The organism is Streptomyces sp. WI03-4A (assembly GCF_033792105.1).
Taxonomy (GTDB): domain Bacteria; phylum Actinomycetota; class Actinomycetes; order Streptomycetales; family Streptomycetaceae; genus Streptomyces; species Streptomyces collinus_A.
In genome coordinates, this window is record NZ_JARAUO010000059.1 from 24,473 (window position 1) to 41,135 (window position 16,663).

Genomic DNA, 16,663 nt, shown 5'->3' on the forward strand with positions numbered 1-16,663 from the left:
GGGTCACTCCGTCTCGTGGTTGGTTGCTGTTCCCGCGACCATGAGCTGGCCGAGCGCCAGCCCGCCGTCGTTCGGGGGGACTTCGCGGTGGCGCAGGACGGTGAAGCCGGCCGCGGCCAGCAGGGCGGCGCACTCGTGCTCCAGCAGGCCGTTGGCGAAGACACCTCCGGTGAGGGCCACGGTGGTCAGGCCGGCGGCCGCGCGGGCCCGCCCGCAGATCTCGGTGACGGCGCGCGCGACACCGCGGTGGAAGCGGGCCGCGAGCACCGGGACGGGGGTGCCGCGCCGCTGGTCGGCGAGGAGCGCCCGGAGCATCGGCGCGGGGTCGACCAGGTGGCCGGCCGGGAGCCCGAAGGGGTACGCCACGGCGTCGGCCCCCCACGCCCGCGCGGCCGCCGCCTCCAGTTCGAGCGCCGCCTGCGCCTCGTAGCCGGCCCGGTGGCAGACGCCGGTCAGGGAGGAGACCGCGTCGAAGAGGCGGCCCATGCTGGAGGTGGCGACGCAGGCCACCTGCCGCTCCAGCTGCCGCCGCAGCACGGTGAGTTCGGCCTCGGTGCAGGCGGTGACGCACGGCAGGGCCGGCTCCCACGGCAGCCCTGCGGCCCACAGCCGGGCCAGCGCCAGCCGGCAGGGGTTGGCGACGCCCGCGTCCCCGCCGGGCAGCGGGGCGGGGGCGAGGTGGGCGAGCCGGCGGTAGCCGCTGTAGTCGGCGAGCAGGACCTCACCGCCCCAGACGGTGCCGTCGTCGCCGTACCCGGTGCCGTCGAAGGCGACGCCGATCACCGGCGTGCTGCCGTCGAGGCCGTGCTCGGCCATCGCGGAGGCGATGTGGGCGTGGTGGTGCTGGACCTGCCGGGGTGGTCCGGCGCCGAGCCGGGCGGACCTGCGGCGGGCCCATCCCGTCGAGTGGTAGCCGGGGTGCCGGTCGGCGGCCACCAGGCGCGGGGTGACTCCGGTGAGCCGGGTGAGGTGCCGTTCGGCGCGTTCGGCGGCCTCCAGGGTGGCCAGGTCGCCCATGTCGCCGATGTGCGGCCCGAACCAGGCCTGGTCGCCCTCGCCCAGGCACAGGGCGTTCTTCAGATCGCCGCCGACCGCGAGCACCGCGGGGACCGGGAACGGGAGGCGCACCGGGCGCGGAACGTAACCGCGGGAGCGGCGCAGCACCTGCTCGGTGCCGTCCTCGCGCACCCGCAGCAGGGAGTCGTCGCAGGGTGAGGCGATGGGCCGGTCGTGGCCGAGCCAGGCGTCGGCGAGTCCCGCGAGCCGGGTCAGCGCCTCGGCGTCGCCGGTGACGATGGGCTCGCCCGAGCGGTTGCCGCTGGTCATGACCAGCACCTGCGGGCCCGGGGGGTCGCCGGGCAGCCCGAACAGGAGGGTGTGCACCGGGGTGTACGGCAGCATCACGCCGATGTGCGGGCTGCCGGGGCACACCTCGCCGGCGAGGTGGAGGCCGTCCGGGGGCGTGCGGCGGCGGAGCAGGACGATGGGGCGGCGGGCTCCGGTGAGCGCCGCGCGTTCGGCGTCGCAGAGGTGCGCGACGCGCTCGGCGGTGCGCAGGTCGGCGCACATCACGGCGAAGGCCTTGCCTCCGCGTTCCTTGCGCGCGCGCAGGGTGGCGACGGCCCGTGCGTCGGTGGCGTCGCAGGCCAGGTGGTAGCCGCCGACGCCCTTGACGGCGACGATCCGGCCGGCGGCGAGCAGGGCCCGTGCCGTGGCCAGGGCGTCGGCGTCGCGGGCGGGGCGGACGCCGGTGCCGTCGGCCGGTACCAGCCGCAGCCGGGGTCCGCAGTCGGGGCAGGCGACGGGCTGGGCGTGGAAGCGCCGGTCGGCCGGGTCGCCGTACTCGCGGGCGCAGGCGGGGCACATCGGGAAGCCGGCCATGGTGGTGGCCGCGCGGTCGTAGGGCATCGCGGTGGCGATGGTGAAGCGGGGGCCGCAGTGGGTGCAGGTGATGAACGGGTGGCGGTGCCGCCGGTCGGCCGGCGCGGCCAGTTCGCACAGGCAGTCGGCGCAGGTCGCGGTGTCGGGCGGGAGCTGGGTGCGGCCCTCGGCCCGGTAGGTGGCGCGGATGGTGAACGGCCCGGTGGCGCCGGTGGCGGGCAGGTCCTCGCAGCCGACGCCGGTCACGGCCGCCAGCGGCGGCGGCCGCTCGGCGAGCTGGTCGCAGAACCTGACCACCTCCCCGGCCGGGCCCTCGACCTCGATGAGGACACCGTTCGCGGTGTTACTCACGAAGCCGGTCAGCGCGAGGTCGGCGGCCAGGCGGTGCACGTACGGCCTGAAGCCCACGCCCTGCACGGTGCCGCGCACGGTGATCCGGCGGCGGACCGCGCCGGTGGCGGGCGCGCTCACCGGGCGGTACTGGCGACGGTGTGGTGGTGGCCGTGCGGGTGGGGGGCGAGCGGCGGCCGGTGCGGCGGGGCGGCGTGCCGGGCGGCGAGGGTGTGGGCCAGCAGGGTGTCGACGCCGTCGCCGGTGCGGGCGCACGACCGTACGGTCTCCACCCCGGGGTTGACCCGCTGGAGGTTGGCCAGGAAGGCGGCCTCGTCGAAGCCGGCCGCCTCCGCGAGGTCGGTCTTGGTGATGACGACCAGGTGGGCGGAGCCGAAGGCGGTGGGGTACTTCAGCGGCTTGTCCTCGCCCTCGGTCACCGCCATCAGCACGACTCGCAGGGTCTCGCCGAGGTCGTAGGAGGCCGGGCAGACCAGGTTGCCGACGTTCTCCACGAAGAGCACCGCGGTGTCCGCGGGCAGCCAGCCCTCCAGGTGCCCGCGCACCTGCCGGGCCTCCAGGTGGCACAGTCCGTCGGTGAGCACCTGCTGGACCGGCGCGCCCGAGCGGGCCAGCCGGACGGCGTCGTTCTCGGTCGCCAGGTCCGCGGTGAGCGCGGCGACCGGGACGTCCCGCTCGACCGCCCGGGCCAGCACCCGGCCGAGGAGCTCGGTCTTCCCGCTGCCGGGGCTGGAGAGCAGGTTGACCACGGTCACGCCCTGCCGGGTCAGGTCCTCGCGCAGGCTCGCGGCCAGGTCGTCGTTCTTCGCCAGGACGGCCTGCTTGACGTCGGACCGGCACATGGGCCCAGCTCCTCGTAGTCGTACGGCAGAGCCCCGGCCGTGTCCGGTACGGCCCGGGTCTCACCGATCTTCGGCTCCCGCGGGCGCGTGGCCGGGCAGCGCAGCCGGGTGCGGGGTCCCGGATTCCATCGGGCGGCCCAACGCCGGGGCGGGCGCGGCGGGGTCGGCCAGCAGCACGGGGACCAGCGTGTGCAGCGCGTCCACGGCCCGGTCGACCGCTTCCCGCACGGGTGCGCTCAGTCCCGGTGCGATGTCCTCGTCGCCGCGGGGCAGGACTCCGGGCTCGCAGGCCAGCACCAGGACCCGGGGCAGCGGTTCGTCGCCGAGCTGGGCGGCCAGGGCCAGCACCTTCTCCGGGTCCATGCCGTGGGCTTCGGGGACGGCCGTGCCGTCGGGCGGTTCGGCCTCGACGAGAGTGAGGGTGCCGGGGCGGTGCCCGCGCGGGGCGGCGTCGACCAGGACGGCGGTGGCGCAGCCGTCCAGCAGGGTGTAGGCGAGGTCCATGCCGCGGATGCCGAAGTCCCGCACCGTCGCCTCCGGGGGCAGCGGGCGCCGGTCGAGGGCGCGGACGACCTCGGGCCCGAACGCGTCGTCGCCGAGGAAGATGTTGCCGACGCCCGCCACCAGCAGCCGGCCGGCCGCGGGGCTCACCGGGCGGCTCCGTCGAGCGGTGCCAGCGGGCGGGTGGAGGCGGCCGGCTGCTTGCGGACGAACGCCGACCGCAGGGCGTGGTAGGGGGCTTCGGGGTCGAAGAAGATCGCGTGCATCCGGGCGAGTTCCTCGCGCCGGTACTCCGCGAGCGGGCGTACCTCCTCGTCGGCGCGGCGGGCCGCGGCCTTGGCGGCGATCCGCTGGGCGAGGTCCGGGGCGGCGGCCAGCTCGGCGGCCAGCCGTTCGGTCTCGGCGGCGAACTCGCCCGGCGCGGTGCGCACGATCCGGTCGACCAGCCCGGCCCGGGCGGCCGACGCGGCGCTGAGCGGCAGCGCCTCGGTGGTCAGCCGGTGCGCGGTGGCGGCGCCGACGCGGCGCGGCAGCGTGTACGTCCAGAACTCGGAGCCGTACAGGCCCATCCGCCGGTAGTGCGGGTTGAGGACGGCCCCGGCGCGGCACCAGACCTGGTCGGCGGCGAGGGCGAGCATGGCGCCGCCGGCGGCCGCGTTGCCGCCGAGCGCGGCCACCACGAGCCGGTCGGTGGTGCGCAGCACGGCCTCGGCCAGGTCGTCCATGGCGTTGATGTTGGCCCAGGACTCCTCGGCCGGGTCGGCGGCCGCCTCGATGACGTTCAGGTGGATGCCGTTGGAGAAGAAGTCGCGTTCCGGGCCGAGCACGAGGACCCAGGTGGGGTCGGCGAGCGCGTGCTCGTAGGCGGCGAGGAGCCGGCGGCACTGGTCGGTGCTCATGGCGCCGCCCGGGAAGGAGAAGGTCAGGAAGCCGACGTCGCCGCGTCTGCGGTAGCGGACGTCGGACCAGGTGCGCCGGTCGGCGGGCAGCTCGAAGGGGGCGGGGGCCTCGGGCAGCGGGACGCCGAGGGCGGCGAGCACGGAGGCGGCGGGGCGGCGGAACGGCGCGGGGTCGCCGGATCTCTTGCGGGGGCGCAGCTCGGGGATCCACACGGCGCCGTCGCGGGTGGCCCGGCAGACGGCGCCCGCCCGGGTCGCGAGCAGTTCGCCGGGACGGCCGCGCAGTTCGTCCTCCGGGTGGCCGCCGTGCAGGAAGACCTCGTGGCCGAGGACCTCGTCGAGGACGCCGGGCTGCGAGTCGGCGCCGCGGAGCTTGCGCAGCACGGTCCCGGTGCTGTCGTGGTGCCAGTCGACGCGGCGCCGGTCCTGGCGGAAGAAGTCGCGCCACACGATGTCCGGGCCGTCGCCCGCGTCGCCGGTCTGGGGGCGGGGCTTGTACGAGGCGTCGGCGTACCGGCGTACGGCCAGCAGGACGGCGGACATCGCGGCGTCCGAGGCCTCGTTGCGGTAGAGGTCGCTCTTGCCGACTGCGGTCACCGGGAACGGTTCCGCGGCCCAGATGTCGCCGGCGTCCATGGCGGCCTCGGCCTGGAGCACCGTCACGCCCCAGTGCGCCGCCTCCCCCGCGATCGCCCAGTCCAGCGACGACGGGCCGCGGTCGCCGGGCGGCCCGGGATGTACGACGAGGCAGGTGTGCTCCCGCCAGACGTCCTCGGGCAGGGCCGTCTTCAGCATGGGCGCGACGATCAGGTCCGGGCCCGTCTCCCGGACGGCCGCACGGACGGGTTCGGGGCCGTGCGTGGCGAGGACGACGTCCACCCGGTGACCCTCGTCCGTGAGTTCGACGTACACGCGTTGGGAGAGGCTGTTGAACGCGCTGGCGACGAGCAAAATGTTCATGCCATGGCATGTTGGCCCCTTCCCGGCATACCGGGAAGAACCCGTGCGGCGTTTCCTGGTCCGCCGTCAGGTCTCCTCCTCCATCCGGATCGCGTTCCGCAGGTCCTCGAAGGGCCGCCCCCGCTCGTCCTTGTGGGCCTCCAGCAGGGCACCCGCGATCGCGTCGAGCTTGCGCTGGATGGCGTGCTCGGCCCGCACTTCCGCGTTCTTGAGCAGCGCGAGCAGCAGCAGGGTGACCGCTGTCATGGACTCGCCCGCCAGGAGCAGCAGTTCGATGTCCAGGTGGGCCGCGTGGGCGGCGGCGAAGAAGGCGACGAGGAGCAGGCAGAACAGGAAGAAGGCCGGGGAGCTGGTGAGGTTGGAGGCGTACTCGGCGAGCTGCTCGAACCGGCCGCGGCGGGGGCCGCCGCGGTGGACGGGGTTCTTGAAGGTCATGCGGCGAGGCTTACCCCGGCAGGGGGCGGCTCCCGCCGGAGTGCGGCTGCCCGGGGCGTGAGCCGGCGCGCGGGGAGGCGCGATGGAGCGCAACGCGGCGGGAGGAGGCGTGATGAAGCGCGTCGAGGCGCGAGGACGCGCGTGCGAGCGGGGGCGACCGGGTCCCGAGCCGTCGGGCGACGCCGTCAGGCGGCGAGGGCCGGTCCCGTCCGGAGACGCTCCAGGAGCTGGTCGCGGTGGAGGTCGGCCACGGGTGCGAGCAGGTCCGGGTGCCTGAGCAGCGCGGCGGCGCGGCGGTCGCCGTCGTCGGGGTCGAGCAGACGGCGGAACTCGGCCGCCGGGCCCGCGGTGTGCTCTCCCCCGGCCAGCGCGCCGACGGCGGTGCCGGCCAGTTCCGGGTCGGTGAGCAGGCCGGCGGCCCAGCTCGCGACGACCTCGTCGACCCAGGTGCGCCACGCCCAGTCCGCCGGCGCGTCCTCGCCGGCCGCGTCGGCGCCGGTGACCCAGTCCAGGCGGGCCGCGCCGCCGGGCCCGGCCAGGGTGACGAGCCCGGCGTCGATCTCGGTCGGGTAGCGCAGCCACGCGGCGACCGTCACGGCCTGCCGCGCCTGCGCCTCGCACAGGGCGGAGGCCAGCGCGCCGCCGCAGGGCGGGTAGGCGCCGGTCAGCCAGCGGGCCGTAGCGGCGATCAGGGGGGACAGGTCTGTGAGCACTAGCGGGCCGTCCGAACTGCGTGAGGGGAACAGGGGCTCGTCGTCACGGTAGCCCGCGGCCGGGCACGATCGGAGGGGGCTGGGAACTTCGTCATATGTGGCTTGGCCCACGTCACGGCTGCCGGGCCGCGTGTGGCCGTGGACCGCCGGGGAACTCGGGGCGCGCCCGCCGGAGGGCGGGCCGCGCACCCGGGAGGCTCGATGACGACGGACGCCGGCCAGTACGACGACCAGGACGAGGTGCCCCTCGCGGGGTACGCGGCCCTCGCCTCCGTGCTCGCGACGGGCGTCGGCGCCTACACCCTGGTGGCCAGGTCCCGGGGGGTCCGGCTGCCGGAGCGGCTCCCACCCTGGGACGTGGTCCTCCTGGGGGTGGCGGCGTACAAGACGTCCAGGCTGCTGACCAGGGACAAGGTGACGAGTTTCGTGCGCGCGCCGTTCACCCGCCGGACCGGTCAGGGCGAGGCGAACGAGGTCCTCGACGAACCGCGCGGCACGGGCGTGCGGCGGGCGGTGGGCGACCTGCTGTCCTGCCCCTTCTGCACCTCGGCCTGGGCGGCGACGGCGCTGGTGTGCTCGTACACCGCGTCCCCGCGTCTGACCCGCATGGTGTGCGGGGGTCTCGGCGCGGTTTCGGTGGCGGACTGGCTCCAGTACGCGTGGACCTGGACCCAGCAGTCGGCCGAGCAGTGAGCCGCCGGGCGCCCACGGCCCGGGGCGGGGACCCGTGAGACGCGGGCGACCCCGTCGGCCCCTTCGACCGTGGGGGCGCGGCATCGTGAGGAAGGAAGCCCCCTCATGCATCACGACGAGATGATCGGAAAGGTCCAGGCGCTCGCCGCGCTGCCCGACCGCGGGGCGGCCGAGCGGGCCGCGCGCGCGGTGGTGAGCACGCTGTCGGAGCGGCTGCCGTCCGGGCTCGCCCGTCACGTGGCCGCTCAGCTGCCGCCGGACCTGGCGGCCCCGATGCGCGAGGCGGCGGACGCCTCGGCCGCCCCCGACTCGGGCACCGCGGGAGAGGCGTTCGGGCTCGCGGTGTTCGCGGGGCGGATCGCCGACCGGGCCGGGACCGACGAGGACACCGCCCTGCGGGAGGCCGCCGCGGTGCTGGAGGTGCTGGACGCCGCCCTGGCGCCCGAGCTGACCGAGCGGATGGCCGGGACGCTGCCCGCCGACATCCGGGACCTGCTGCCGGTGGGGCGCGCCGAGGACGACGGCGCCGGCACGGGCTGAGGCGGGGCGGCGGCACGGGCTGAGGCCGGGCGGAGCCGCGCTCCCGGCCGCTCCTTGTGCCGGCCGCTCTCCCGTCGTGGGCGCCGGACGCTCCTATCGCCGGTGCGGGCGTGTCCAGGGCCGCCTGAAGAGGGACCTGCGCCGGGCGTGGCGGGCGGACGGGGCCGCCCGGGTGACCCAGCGGTCCTCGACCTGGTCCAGGCCGTAGAGCAGCACGCTGAGCACGGGGAGCAGCAGAAGGGCGACGGTGACCACGGGGGCCTCCTCCCGGCCGGCGACGCCGCCCGAGTGCCCCTGCCCCGGAGCCTCCAACGCCGGCGGGTTGTGAAGGTCCTGCGACCGCGCGTTGGACGGCAGCCTCCGCCCGGTTGCCCGTACCGTTCTCGGCAGGCGTGACGGTCGGTGAGGGTCCGGACGCGGAACGCAGCGGGAGGCGCGGTGGGCGGTGCGGGACGGCGGGCGGGTGCGCGGCAACGGGTGGGCGGCACGGTGCTGGGCAGCCGGCCGGCGTACAGCGTACGGCTGCCGGCGGGCGTGCGCTCCGAGCCGGACGGCCCGGCCGGCGGGCGGGTGGTGCCGTGGCTGCGGCTGGCCGCCGCCTACGCCTGGCGGCTCGTCCTCGTCGGCATCGTCGTCTACGGCGTCTTCACCATCCTCGGCCGCTTCCAGCTCGTCGCCGTCGCCGTGTTCCTGGCCCTCGTCGTCACCTCGGTCCTGCGCCCGCTCGCCGACCTCCTGAACCGGGTGCTGCCCCGACCGCTGTGCGTGGCCGTCGCGCTGGTGGGCAGCCTGCTGCTCCTGATGGGCCTGCTCGCGCTGGTGGGCAACGCGGTGGCGGGCCAGTCGGGCACGCTCGCACACGAGTTCCGGGGCGGGTTCCACCGGATCGAGCTGTGGCTGCAACGCCCGCCCTTCCGGCTCAGCACGGACCGCCTCAACGCGCTGGAGCGCCAGGTCACGGACTACATCGCGGCCCACCGCGCCGACCTGCTCAGCAGCGTGGTCTCGCAGCTCGGCCGGGTCGTCGAAGTGGTCACGGGCGCCGCGCTCGCGCTGTTCACGTCCGTCTTCTTCATCCACTCCGGCGAGCGCATGTGGGGCTGGACACGGGATCAGCTCGTCCCGAGCCGGGCCCGGCCGGCCTGGGACACCGCCGGGCGGGCGGCGTGGAGCACGTTCGCCGGGTACACCCGCGGCATCATCATCGTGGCGGCCACCAACGCCGTTCTGGTCGGCATCGCGCTGCTCGTGCTGCGGGTGCCGCTCGCGCTGCCGCTGGCGCTGCTGGAGTTCTTCGCCGCGTTCGTGCCCCTGGTGGGCTCGCCGGTGGCGCTCGGGGTGGCCACGATCGTCGCCCTGGCCGGGCGCGGGCCGCTCACGGCCCTGGCCGTGCTGGTGCTCATCGTCGTCATCGGCCAGATCGAGGGGCATGTGCTGCACCCCCTGGTGATGAGCTGGGCGGTCCGGCTGCACCCGCTCGTCGTCGCGGTGTCCGTCATCGCGGGCAGCATCGTCGCGGGGGTGATCGGGGCGGTCGTGGCGGTGCCGTTCATCTCGGTCGTCTGGGCGGTCCTGCGCGCGCTGCGGGCGCTGCCTCCCTGAGCCCGGCGCGGCGAGGCCGGCCGCCGGTCCCGGGTGTGACCGCGCAGGTGGAGGCGGTGCCCGGCGCCGCGCGCGAGGCGGCGGGGTGGCATGGACGGGGGCACGGGTGGCACCCGGAGTTTCGTGCGTGGGATGACAGTGAACCGGCGGACGCTGCGGCGTGACGGGACGGCCGTGGTGACGGCCCTGCGACGGGCCTGGGCGGAACCGGGCCGTGAGCGCGATCTGGCCGTGCAGGCCCTCAAGGCGGCGCTGGCCGCGTGGGTGGCCTGGGCGGTCTCGGGCTGGTGGCTGCACGCGCCCGTGGCGTTCGTCGCGCCGTGGGTGGCGGTGGTCCTGGTGGAGTCGACGGTGTACCGGTCGATCGCGCGCGGTCTGCAGCAGCTGGCGGCGATCGCCGTCGGGACGGTCGTGGCCACCGCGGTGGGGCTGCTGCTGCGCGACACGATGGCCGCGATGGCCCTGGTCATGCCCGTCGTGATGCTGCTGGGCCACTGGCGGCGCCTGGGCAGCCAGGGCATCTACGCGGCCACCGGCGCGCTGTTCGTCCTGACCAACGGTCCCGTGGCGCTGTCCACGTCGGCGGCCCGGCTCGGCGAGGGCCTGTTCGGTGCCGTGGTGGGCATCGCCGTGAACGCGCTGATCCGGCCGCCGGTGTACCTGCGCGACACCCAGGCCGTGCTCCGGGACGCGACGGACGAGGCCCACGACATCCTGCGGGCCGTGGCCGACGGGCTGGCCGAGAGCCGGTGGGACGCGGAGGAGGCGGGCAGCTGGCACGAGCGCGCCCTGCGCCTGCGCCGCCTGGTCGAGCAGGCGTACGCCTCGCTGGAGCGGAGCCGGGAGAGCCTCAGGGTCAACCTGCGGCACCGCAGGCGTGCCGCGTCGGCCGGCAAGGGGTACGACGACGCCGTCCTGGTCCTCGACTACGCCTCCGTCCACACCACCGGCGTGACCCGTACGGTGCTCGAGGCGACCGCCGAGGAGCGGGCCGAGCACCGCCCGCACCCGGAACTCTCCCGCCGCTACGCCCGGTTCCTGAACCAGACCGCCCGGGCACTGCACCTGTACAGCCGCAGCCGGTTCGACCACGCCCGGGACGACGAGCTGCGCGAGGCGGTGGCGAAGCTGCGCGGCACGCTCCAGGAGCTGCGCCGGGACCTCGCCCGCTCCACGACGGACGACCCCGACGAGGTCGCCACCTACGGCACCCTGCTCGCCCAGGCCCACCGCCTGGCCGACCGCCTGGTGGCCTCGGCCCCCTGAAGGGAGGCGCCGGCCCAGGGGCGGCCGGCCCGCGCGGCGCGGCCGGGGTCAGACCACCCCGAACTCCGCGGGGCCCACGGTGAGGGTTCCGTCGGTCAGGGGGCGGCAGCGGACTCCCCCGCCGCCGCGCAGCGCCCGCTGGGCACCGGGCCCCAGCGTCGCGTCCATCCACGCGCAGGGCCTGGCCGCGGTGCGGACCTCCAACGTCACAGGTCCCGTGCCGCAGTCGAGGAAGACCGTGGAGCCGACGAAGGCGTCGATGTCCACGCCGCGCAGCAGCACGTTGCGCCGTGTGCGCAACAGGCCGGCCTCGCCGGCCGCGGGCCGTGGCAGGCGCTCGGCGGCCATGAGGGTGATCGAGGCGTTGCGGTGCGCGGGACGGTTGAAGTACCGGTCCCCGACGATGCCGAGGCCCGCGCGGACCTCGGCCGCCGGCACCAGTTCCTCGCGCGGCAGCTCGGGTACGCCGTCACCGGGCCGGCCCGCGAGCCGGTGCACCGGCGAGACCAGCAGCTGGACGATCTCCACATGGGCCACGCCCCGAGCCTAGTTCCCGGCCCGCCGCCCGACGCACCGGCCCGCGACGCTCAGCCGGTGCTCCGCGCCGCACCACCGGCACCGGCACCGGCACCGGCACCGGCACCGGCCCCGGCTCCCGTGATGCCCCTGAGCAGCAGGTGGCCGCTCGTCCCGGCGACCAGCAGGCCGGCCACCATGGCGACCAGGCCGAGGGCCGGTCCGGAGGCCCAGTCGACGTGGGAGGCGCGGACGCCCAGGACGGGCGTCATGGCGAGGGCGGTGCCGGGCAGGGACAGCAGGGCGGCGCGGGTGCGGCCGAGGTCGTCCTCGGCGAGCGAGCCCAGCACCCCGGCCCCGAGGGCGAGGGCCCAGACGCCGAGGGCCTGGGCGTCCACCCGGCCGGTGCGCCAGGGCACGAAGTCCGCCCAGAAGCCGGGGCGCAGCAGCAGGCCGGTGCCGATGCCGAGCCAGGACGAGCCGAGCACGGCGGCTACGGGACCGGGGTCGTCGCCCGGGCGGCGGCCGGTGGGGCCGCGGGGGCGGTGCGGCGACGGACCTCGCGGGCGTACAGCAGGCGCAGGCTCACCGCCTGGGTGGCGCCGAAGGCCGTCATCCCGCAGCCGATGGCCACGCCCGCCGTCAGGGCGGTGAACCGGTCGAGTCCCGGGCTGTGCTGGAAGACGGCGACCGCCCCGGCCCGGAGCATCAGCCGCGGTTCTGCCATGCGCCCGACCGTACCGCGCGCGCCCGCCGCCGGACGGGCCGCCGCGGCCGGTGGCCGAAGACGGGGACCGGCGGCCGGGGACGGTGACCCCGCCGCCCGGCCGTCGTGCCCGCGCGGCATGATGATCGCCATGACTCCGATCACCGGCCTGGATCTGTCCGGCTTCATCGAGCGCGAGCCCGGCGTGTGGACGGACGAGGCGGGACTCGTGCTCTCGGTCCATTTCTTCCCCCTCGTCCCCGATCTGCCCGCCCCGCTGCACGAGTTCGAGCGTCTGCGGAGCATGCTCGCGGCCGGTGTGGGCAGTCACGGCGGCAACCTCATCGAGGCGATGCCCGGCACGCTGCACGGCGTCCCGGGCCTCCGTCAGCTTCTCAAGGTGCCGCTGCCCGGCCGGCCGCACGGCCAGGCGTTCATCGGTTCGTGGACGGTGCCCAAGGCGGGGTGCAGCACGGTGCTGAAGGTGCAGGCCGCGGAGGGGCCGATGACGGGGCTGCGCGAGGCCCTGGTGGCGGACCGGGTGGGGCCGGAGAACTACTTCCGGCCGCATCCGTACGCCGACGGCGGCCAGTTCGGCGGGCTGCCGAGTCACGTGGCCGACGACGAGCAGTGGGACGCGCAGTTCCCCGACCACCCGCTCACCCGGGTGCGGGCCGCGCTGCACCGCATCACACCGACGGTCACCTTCGACGAACGCTTCCGCCAACTGCCCCCGTTCGGCGGCCCGGCACAGCCGCCGCACCCCGGTCCCGCTCCCACCGCGCCGCCCGCCGCGCCGCCCCGGCGCGGCTGGTTCCGTCGCGGCCCGGGACGCTGAGGACACACCGGACCGGCCGGTTCAGCGCACCGGCTGCCATTCGGACAGCAGGATCGTCGCGTCGTCCCGGAGCCCGCTGTCCTGCGAGTCCAGCAGTGAGTGGATCAGGCGTCTGAGTGTCTCGGGCGCGAGCTCGCCGCCGGCGCTCGCCCGGATGACGTAGTCGGCGAACCGTTCGAGGCCGACGAGCTGTCCGTACGCCGTACGGGCCTCGGTGACGCCGTCGGTGTACAGCAGCACCCGGTCGCCGGGCCGCACCCTGCTCTCCGCACCCGGCGGCCGCGGGCGGAGAGCAGGGTGCGCAGCCCCACGTGCGGGTCGGCCTCCCGCTGCAACGCGTCGGCCGCCACGGCCGTGGACAGGTCCATGGTGCAGCTCGCGGGATCGGCGAGGAACTCCTCCAGCGGCGCACCGCTCGCCTCAGCCGTCACCTCGTCACCGCCGCGCGTCCGTCAGCCGATGGCGAGGCTCTTGACGCGGTCCGCTGCGCCGTTGAACCTGTCGTGGTCGCCGACGGTGGGTCCGGAGGAGGTGTACTGCCACATGGTGTACACCGACCAGCCCGCCGGTAGCGTGCCCGCCGTGGAGGCGTACCGGGCGATCCAGAGCGGGTTGGTCGCGGCGAAGCCCGCGTAGTCGCCCGTGCACTGGCTCCACCAGCTGGTGGCGGTGTAGATGACGGCGTTCCGGCCGGTGCGGGACTTGTAGCGGTCGAGGAAGTCGCGGACCCAGGTGACCATCCCGCTCGCGGACTTGCCGTAGCAGTCGTCGCCGTAGGGGTTCCACTCCATGTCGAGCGCGCCGGGCAGGGTCTTGCCGTCCTTGGACCAGCCGCCGCCGTGGTCGACGAAGTAGTCGGCCTGGGCGGCGCCGCCCGAGGTGTCGGGGGTCGCGAAGTGGTACGCGCCGCGGATCATGCCGACGTCGTAGGAACGGGAGTACTGCGAGCCGAAGTAGGGGTTCGTGTAGTACGTCCCCTCGCTCGCCTTCGTGTACGCCCACTGGACGCCGCTCCCCCACAGCGTCTGCCAGGCGACGTCCCCCTGGTAGCTGGAGACGTCCACGCCTTCGGTCTGGGTGGTCCGGGAGTCGGTCGGGGTCTCGTCGTCGGTGGCGTCGGAGCCGTCGTGGGCCGGCACTCCCATACCCATGTAGGCGCTGCCCCGTTCGGGCAGGGAGCCGGCCGCGGACGGCGGGGCGGAGAGGATCGGCAGGAGGATCAGGAGGCCGGTCAGCGCGCCGGTGAGAGCCCGGCGGGAGCGGCTGCGGTGAAAGGCTATAGGGCTTCGCACAGGTTCCATCTGACCCGCGCTCTGAGCGTGCCGCACTCCGGATACCGCCCAACGAAGCCATCCTGAGCTGCAATTACGCCATGTGAGTGGCACGGGGGCCGGGCGCGCGTGGCCGTGGGCGGTGCCGGGAAGGGCACCGCCCACGACCACCGGTTCGACGGTCAGCCGTCGATGCGGTGCTGGGTCCAGAAGGAGGTCAGGTCGGTGCTCGTGGCGGCCTGGGCGGCCGCCTTGAACTCGGCCGTGGTCGAGACGCCGTACCAGTGCGCGGTCGCGTAGTCCTTGAGCAGCTTGGCCATGGCGGTGTCGCCGAGGACCCTGCGCAGGTCGTGCAGGGCGCACTTGCCGTAGCCGTAGACGACGGTGGAGTACCGGGAGGAGTGCGCGTCCCAGTAGGCCATGGAGTTGGTGATCTTCTCGGCGCTGGAGGCCCAGGAGACGCTGCTCCAGCAGCCGGTGCCGGTCTTGCCGAGGGCGAGGTCGGTCGAGTAGTCGGTGAACGCCTCGTCCAGCCACGGGCTGTTGTACTCGTCGTCACCGACGATGCCGTACCACCACTGGTGGCCGATCTCGTGGGTGAGTGCCGTGGTGCTGACCAGGTCGAGGACGAACCCGGGGTACTCCATGCCGCCGAACCAGTAGTTGTTGTCGATCACCGCGTCCAGTTCGCCGTACGGGTAAGCGCCGAAGCGGGCCGCGTGGGCGTCCACGGCGGACTTGGCGGTGCTGAGCATGGACTGGGCACTGGAGGAGCTGATGCCCGAGACGGAGTAGATGTTCACCGGCACGCCGGCGGAGGAGGTCCCGGAGATCTTGCTGAAGGGCCCGGCGGCCCAGGCGAAGTCACGGACCTTGGTGGCGGTCGCGGTGGTGACGGTGCGGCCGCTGGAGCCGGGGGTGTCGGTGGAGGTGCCGGTGGCGGGGACCAGCAGGCCGCTGGGGTGGTCGAGGGTCACCTTGAAGTCGGCGGCCAGGGAGTAGAAGGATTCGCCGTTGTTGGTGTACGGGTCCAGGTGCCAGCCCGAGCCGTCGCGCACCGCGAGGACGGGCAGGGCGTTGCCGATGAAGCTGAACGCTCCGTCGTGGCCGAACCGGTCGGCACCGCTGGGGACGGTGATGCCGAGGTCGAAGCCGATGGTGGCGCTCTGGCCCTGGTTCAGCGGCGAGGGCAGGGTGATCTTCAGCGCGGTGCAGTTCACCGAGAGGGCGCCCGCCGTGCCGCCGGTGACGTTGGTGACCGTGATGGGCATCGCCGAGCAGGTGCCGTGGTAGTTGTCCCACAGCCGCAGGTACACCTCGGTGAGGGCGGTGGCGGAGGCGTTGGTGAACGTGGCGCTCTCGTGCCCGTTCCATACGGTGCCGCCGGTGTCGCTGCTGAGGCTGACGGTGTAGGCGGGCGCGGCCGGGGTGCGGACCGTGTCCGCCGGGGGCGGGGTGGTGCCGCCGGAGGTGTCCAGGGCGATGTCGTCCAGGACGAAGCTGCTCTGGAGGCTGGAGTCCTCGGTGCCGGTGAAGGCGATGTTGACGGTCTGCCCGGCGAAGGACGACACGTCGAACGACTTGCGCATGTAGCCGGTGGCGTGGTCCAGGTTCGAGTAGGTCGCCAGCGTGGTGCTGCCGATCTTCGCCGTCAGCTTGTCGTACGCGGTGGACGAGGTGGTCTCGTCGGTGTCGATGTGGAGCCAGAAGCTGAGGGTGGCGGTGGCGCAGCCGCCGGGGATCGTGACGCTCTGGGTGAGGGCGTCGGTCCGGGTGCTGCCGACGCCGTTCAGCCAGGCGTACGACGAACCGCCGTGGGCGGTCTGGCCGCTGCGGCTGGTGATGAGGCCGGACGAGGACTGCGTCCACGGCGAAGTGCCGCTTTCGAAGCCGCCGTTGGTGACCACCTGCGCCGGGGTGCAGTCGGCGGCCACCGGGGTTCCGGCCGGCCGGGCGGCGGCGGGGGTGACGGGGAGGGAGAGGGCGATCAGCGCGGCGGCGGTGAGCACGCCTGCGCCGAGGGCCTTGTGGGGGGTCGGTCTCACACACTGCTCCTTTGCGACGGCCGGGGTTCCGGCCTGCTCGGATGGCCGCAGGGCCGGCCGGGGTGCGCCGGGGCGGCCGCTGGTGGGGTTGCGCGCTCGCTGTGCGGAGAGGTGCGCCGCACCCCTGGGGTCGGGGCACGGACTGCCGAAAGCGTGACAGATTTGACCGGGCCATGCCAGAAGGGGTGAGGAAGTGGGTGGCCGGGCTCCTGATGCGGGGGCCTGCCGGCGGCTCCGGGGGTGAGCCTCTGGGGTGAGGGTGACGCCGGTGCGAGTGTGCGGCTCAGCGTGGGACGCCAGTGCGGCTCAGCGGGGGGCGCGGGTCCGAGGCCCTGTGCGCGGGTGCGGGTGTGCGACTCAGCGCGGGGCGCGGGCGCGGCCCGAGGCCCGGGGCGCCGGTGCGGGCGTGCGGCTCAGCGCGAGGCGCGGGCGCGGCCCGAGGCCCGGGGCGCACCTCAGGTGCGGGGCGCGCACACCTGCTCGGGGCTCAGGTGCGGGGCGCGGGCCCGGGGCGCGGGTCCGGGCGTACGGCTCAGCGCGGGGCGCGGGCGCGGCCCGAGGCGCGGGGCGCGGGTGCGGGTGTGCGGCTCAGCAGCCGTAGCCA

At 75.3% G+C, this 16,663-nt stretch carries 18 protein-coding genes; 5 read left to right on the forward strand and 13 right to left on the reverse strand.

Annotation, left to right across the window (positions count from 1 at the left end; genetic code table 11):
* Positions 1-3 precede the first annotated feature (3 nt).
* The 6 genes from hypF to PV343_RS36975 form a co-directional block, all read right to left on the reverse strand.
* The gene (hypF, locus tag PV343_RS36950; RefSeq protein WP_319151421.1) at positions 4-2,352 is read right to left on the reverse strand and encodes a carbamoyltransferase HypF; all 2,349 of its coding nucleotides are present in this window, start codon (positions 2,350-2,352) and stop codon (positions 4-6) included.
* Positions 2,349-3,074, reverse strand: coding sequence for a hydrogenase nickel incorporation protein HypB (gene hypB / locus PV343_RS36955; protein WP_319151422.1), 726 nt, complete (start codon positions 3,072-3,074; stop codon positions 2,349-2,351). The genes hypF and hypB overlap by 4 nt, the downstream gene beginning before the upstream one ends.
* A 60-nt stretch (positions 3,075-3,134) precedes the next feature.
* Entirely contained in the window at positions 3,135-3,725 is a 591-nt protein-coding gene (locus tag PV343_RS36960) for a hydrogenase maturation protease (RefSeq protein ID WP_319151424.1), read from the reverse strand.
* Entirely contained in the window at positions 3,722-5,434 is a 1,713-nt protein-coding gene (locus PV343_RS36965; RefSeq protein ID WP_319151425.1) for a hydrogenase maturation protein, read from the reverse strand. Before PV343_RS36965 ends, PV343_RS36960 begins: the two co-directional genes overlap by 4 nt.
* Positions 5,435-5,500: 66 nt before the next feature.
* Positions 5,501-5,869 (reverse strand): hypothetical protein, encoded by a 369-nt coding sequence (locus tag PV343_RS36970; protein ID WP_319151426.1) that lies wholly within the window; start codon positions 5,867-5,869, stop codon positions 5,501-5,503.
* A gap of 185 nt (positions 5,870-6,054) precedes the next feature.
* Positions 6,055-6,582 carry a hypothetical protein gene (locus PV343_RS36975; protein WP_319151427.1) on the reverse strand — a complete coding sequence of 176 codons (528 nt, stop codon included), beginning with the start codon at positions 6,580-6,582 and terminating at the stop codon, positions 6,055-6,057.
* A gap of 201 nt (positions 6,583-6,783) precedes the next feature.
* Between PV343_RS36975 and PV343_RS36980 the strand changes: the two genes are divergently transcribed.
* Both PV343_RS36980 and PV343_RS36985 read left to right on the forward strand, forming a co-directional pair.
* The gene (locus PV343_RS36980) at positions 6,784-7,275 is read left to right on the forward strand and encodes a DUF1360 domain-containing protein (protein ID WP_319151428.1); all 492 of its coding nucleotides are present in this window, start codon (positions 6,784-6,786) and stop codon (positions 7,273-7,275) included.
* Positions 7,276-7,380: 105 nt separating this feature from the next.
* On the forward strand, positions 7,381-7,815 hold the full coding sequence (locus tag PV343_RS36985) for a DUF2267 domain-containing protein (protein WP_319151429.1): 435 nt from the start codon (positions 7,381-7,383) through the stop codon (positions 7,813-7,815).
* Between the two features lie 93 nt (positions 7,816-7,908).
* On the opposite strand, the gene PV343_RS36990 is transcribed toward PV343_RS36985, so the two are convergent.
* Positions 7,909-8,070: a hypothetical protein gene (locus PV343_RS36990; RefSeq protein WP_319151430.1), complete on the reverse strand. Its 162-nt coding sequence runs from the start codon at positions 8,068-8,070 to the stop codon at positions 7,909-7,911.
* 183 nt (positions 8,071-8,253) lie between these two features.
* On the opposite strand from PV343_RS36990, the gene PV343_RS36995 reads away from it, so the two are divergent.
* Both PV343_RS36995 and PV343_RS37000 read left to right on the forward strand, forming a co-directional pair.
* Positions 8,254-9,417 (forward strand): AI-2E family transporter, encoded by a 1,164-nt coding sequence (locus tag PV343_RS36995; protein WP_319151431.1) that lies wholly within the window; start codon positions 8,254-8,256, stop codon positions 9,415-9,417.
* A 132-nt stretch (positions 9,418-9,549) separates the two neighbouring features.
* Positions 9,550-10,683 (forward strand): FUSC family protein, encoded by a 1,134-nt coding sequence (locus PV343_RS37000; protein WP_319151432.1) that lies wholly within the window; start codon positions 9,550-9,552, stop codon positions 10,681-10,683.
* A 48-nt stretch (positions 10,684-10,731) separates the two neighbouring features.
* On the opposite strand, the gene PV343_RS37005 is transcribed toward PV343_RS37000, so the two are convergent.
* Genes PV343_RS37005 through PV343_RS37015 form a run of 3 tightly spaced genes read right to left on the reverse strand, consistent with a single transcriptional unit; the run spans position 10,732 to position 11,926 of the window.
* Positions 10,732-11,220 (reverse strand): molybdenum cofactor biosysynthesis protein, encoded by a 489-nt coding sequence (locus tag PV343_RS37005; RefSeq protein WP_319151433.1) that lies wholly within the window; start codon positions 11,218-11,220, stop codon positions 10,732-10,734.
* 50 nt (positions 11,221-11,270) lie between these two features.
* Positions 11,271-11,687: a hypothetical protein gene (locus PV343_RS37010; protein ID WP_319151435.1), complete on the reverse strand. Its 417-nt coding sequence runs from the start codon at positions 11,685-11,687 to the stop codon at positions 11,271-11,273.
* Positions 11,688-11,692: 5 nt separating this feature from the next.
* Positions 11,693-11,926, reverse strand: coding sequence for a hypothetical protein (locus tag PV343_RS37015; protein ID WP_319151436.1), 234 nt, complete (start codon positions 11,924-11,926; stop codon positions 11,693-11,695).
* A gap of 130 nt (positions 11,927-12,056) precedes the next feature.
* Between PV343_RS37015 and PV343_RS37020 the strand changes: the two genes are divergently transcribed.
* Positions 12,057-12,743: a hypothetical protein gene (locus tag PV343_RS37020; RefSeq protein ID WP_319151438.1), complete on the forward strand. Its 687-nt coding sequence runs from the start codon at positions 12,057-12,059 to the stop codon at positions 12,741-12,743.
* Positions 12,744-12,764: 21 nt separating this feature from the next.
* Here PV343_RS37020 and PV343_RS37025 read toward each other — a convergent pair whose 3' ends face one another.
* The 3 genes from PV343_RS37025 to PV343_RS37035 form a co-directional block, all read right to left on the reverse strand.
* Positions 12,765-13,001 (reverse strand): SpoIIE family protein phosphatase, encoded by a 237-nt coding sequence (locus tag PV343_RS37025; protein WP_319151439.1) that lies wholly within the window; start codon positions 12,999-13,001, stop codon positions 12,765-12,767.
* 194 nt (positions 13,002-13,195) lie between these two features.
* Entirely contained in the window at positions 13,196-14,023 is an 828-nt protein-coding gene (locus PV343_RS37030; RefSeq protein WP_387951802.1) for a lysozyme, read from the reverse strand.
* A 173-nt stretch (positions 14,024-14,196) separates the two neighbouring features.
* Positions 14,197-16,059 carry a M1 family aminopeptidase gene (locus PV343_RS37035; RefSeq protein WP_319151441.1) on the reverse strand — a complete coding sequence of 621 codons (1,863 nt, stop codon included), beginning with the start codon at positions 16,057-16,059 and terminating at the stop codon, positions 14,197-14,199.
* Positions 16,060-16,663: the final 604 nt, after the last annotated feature.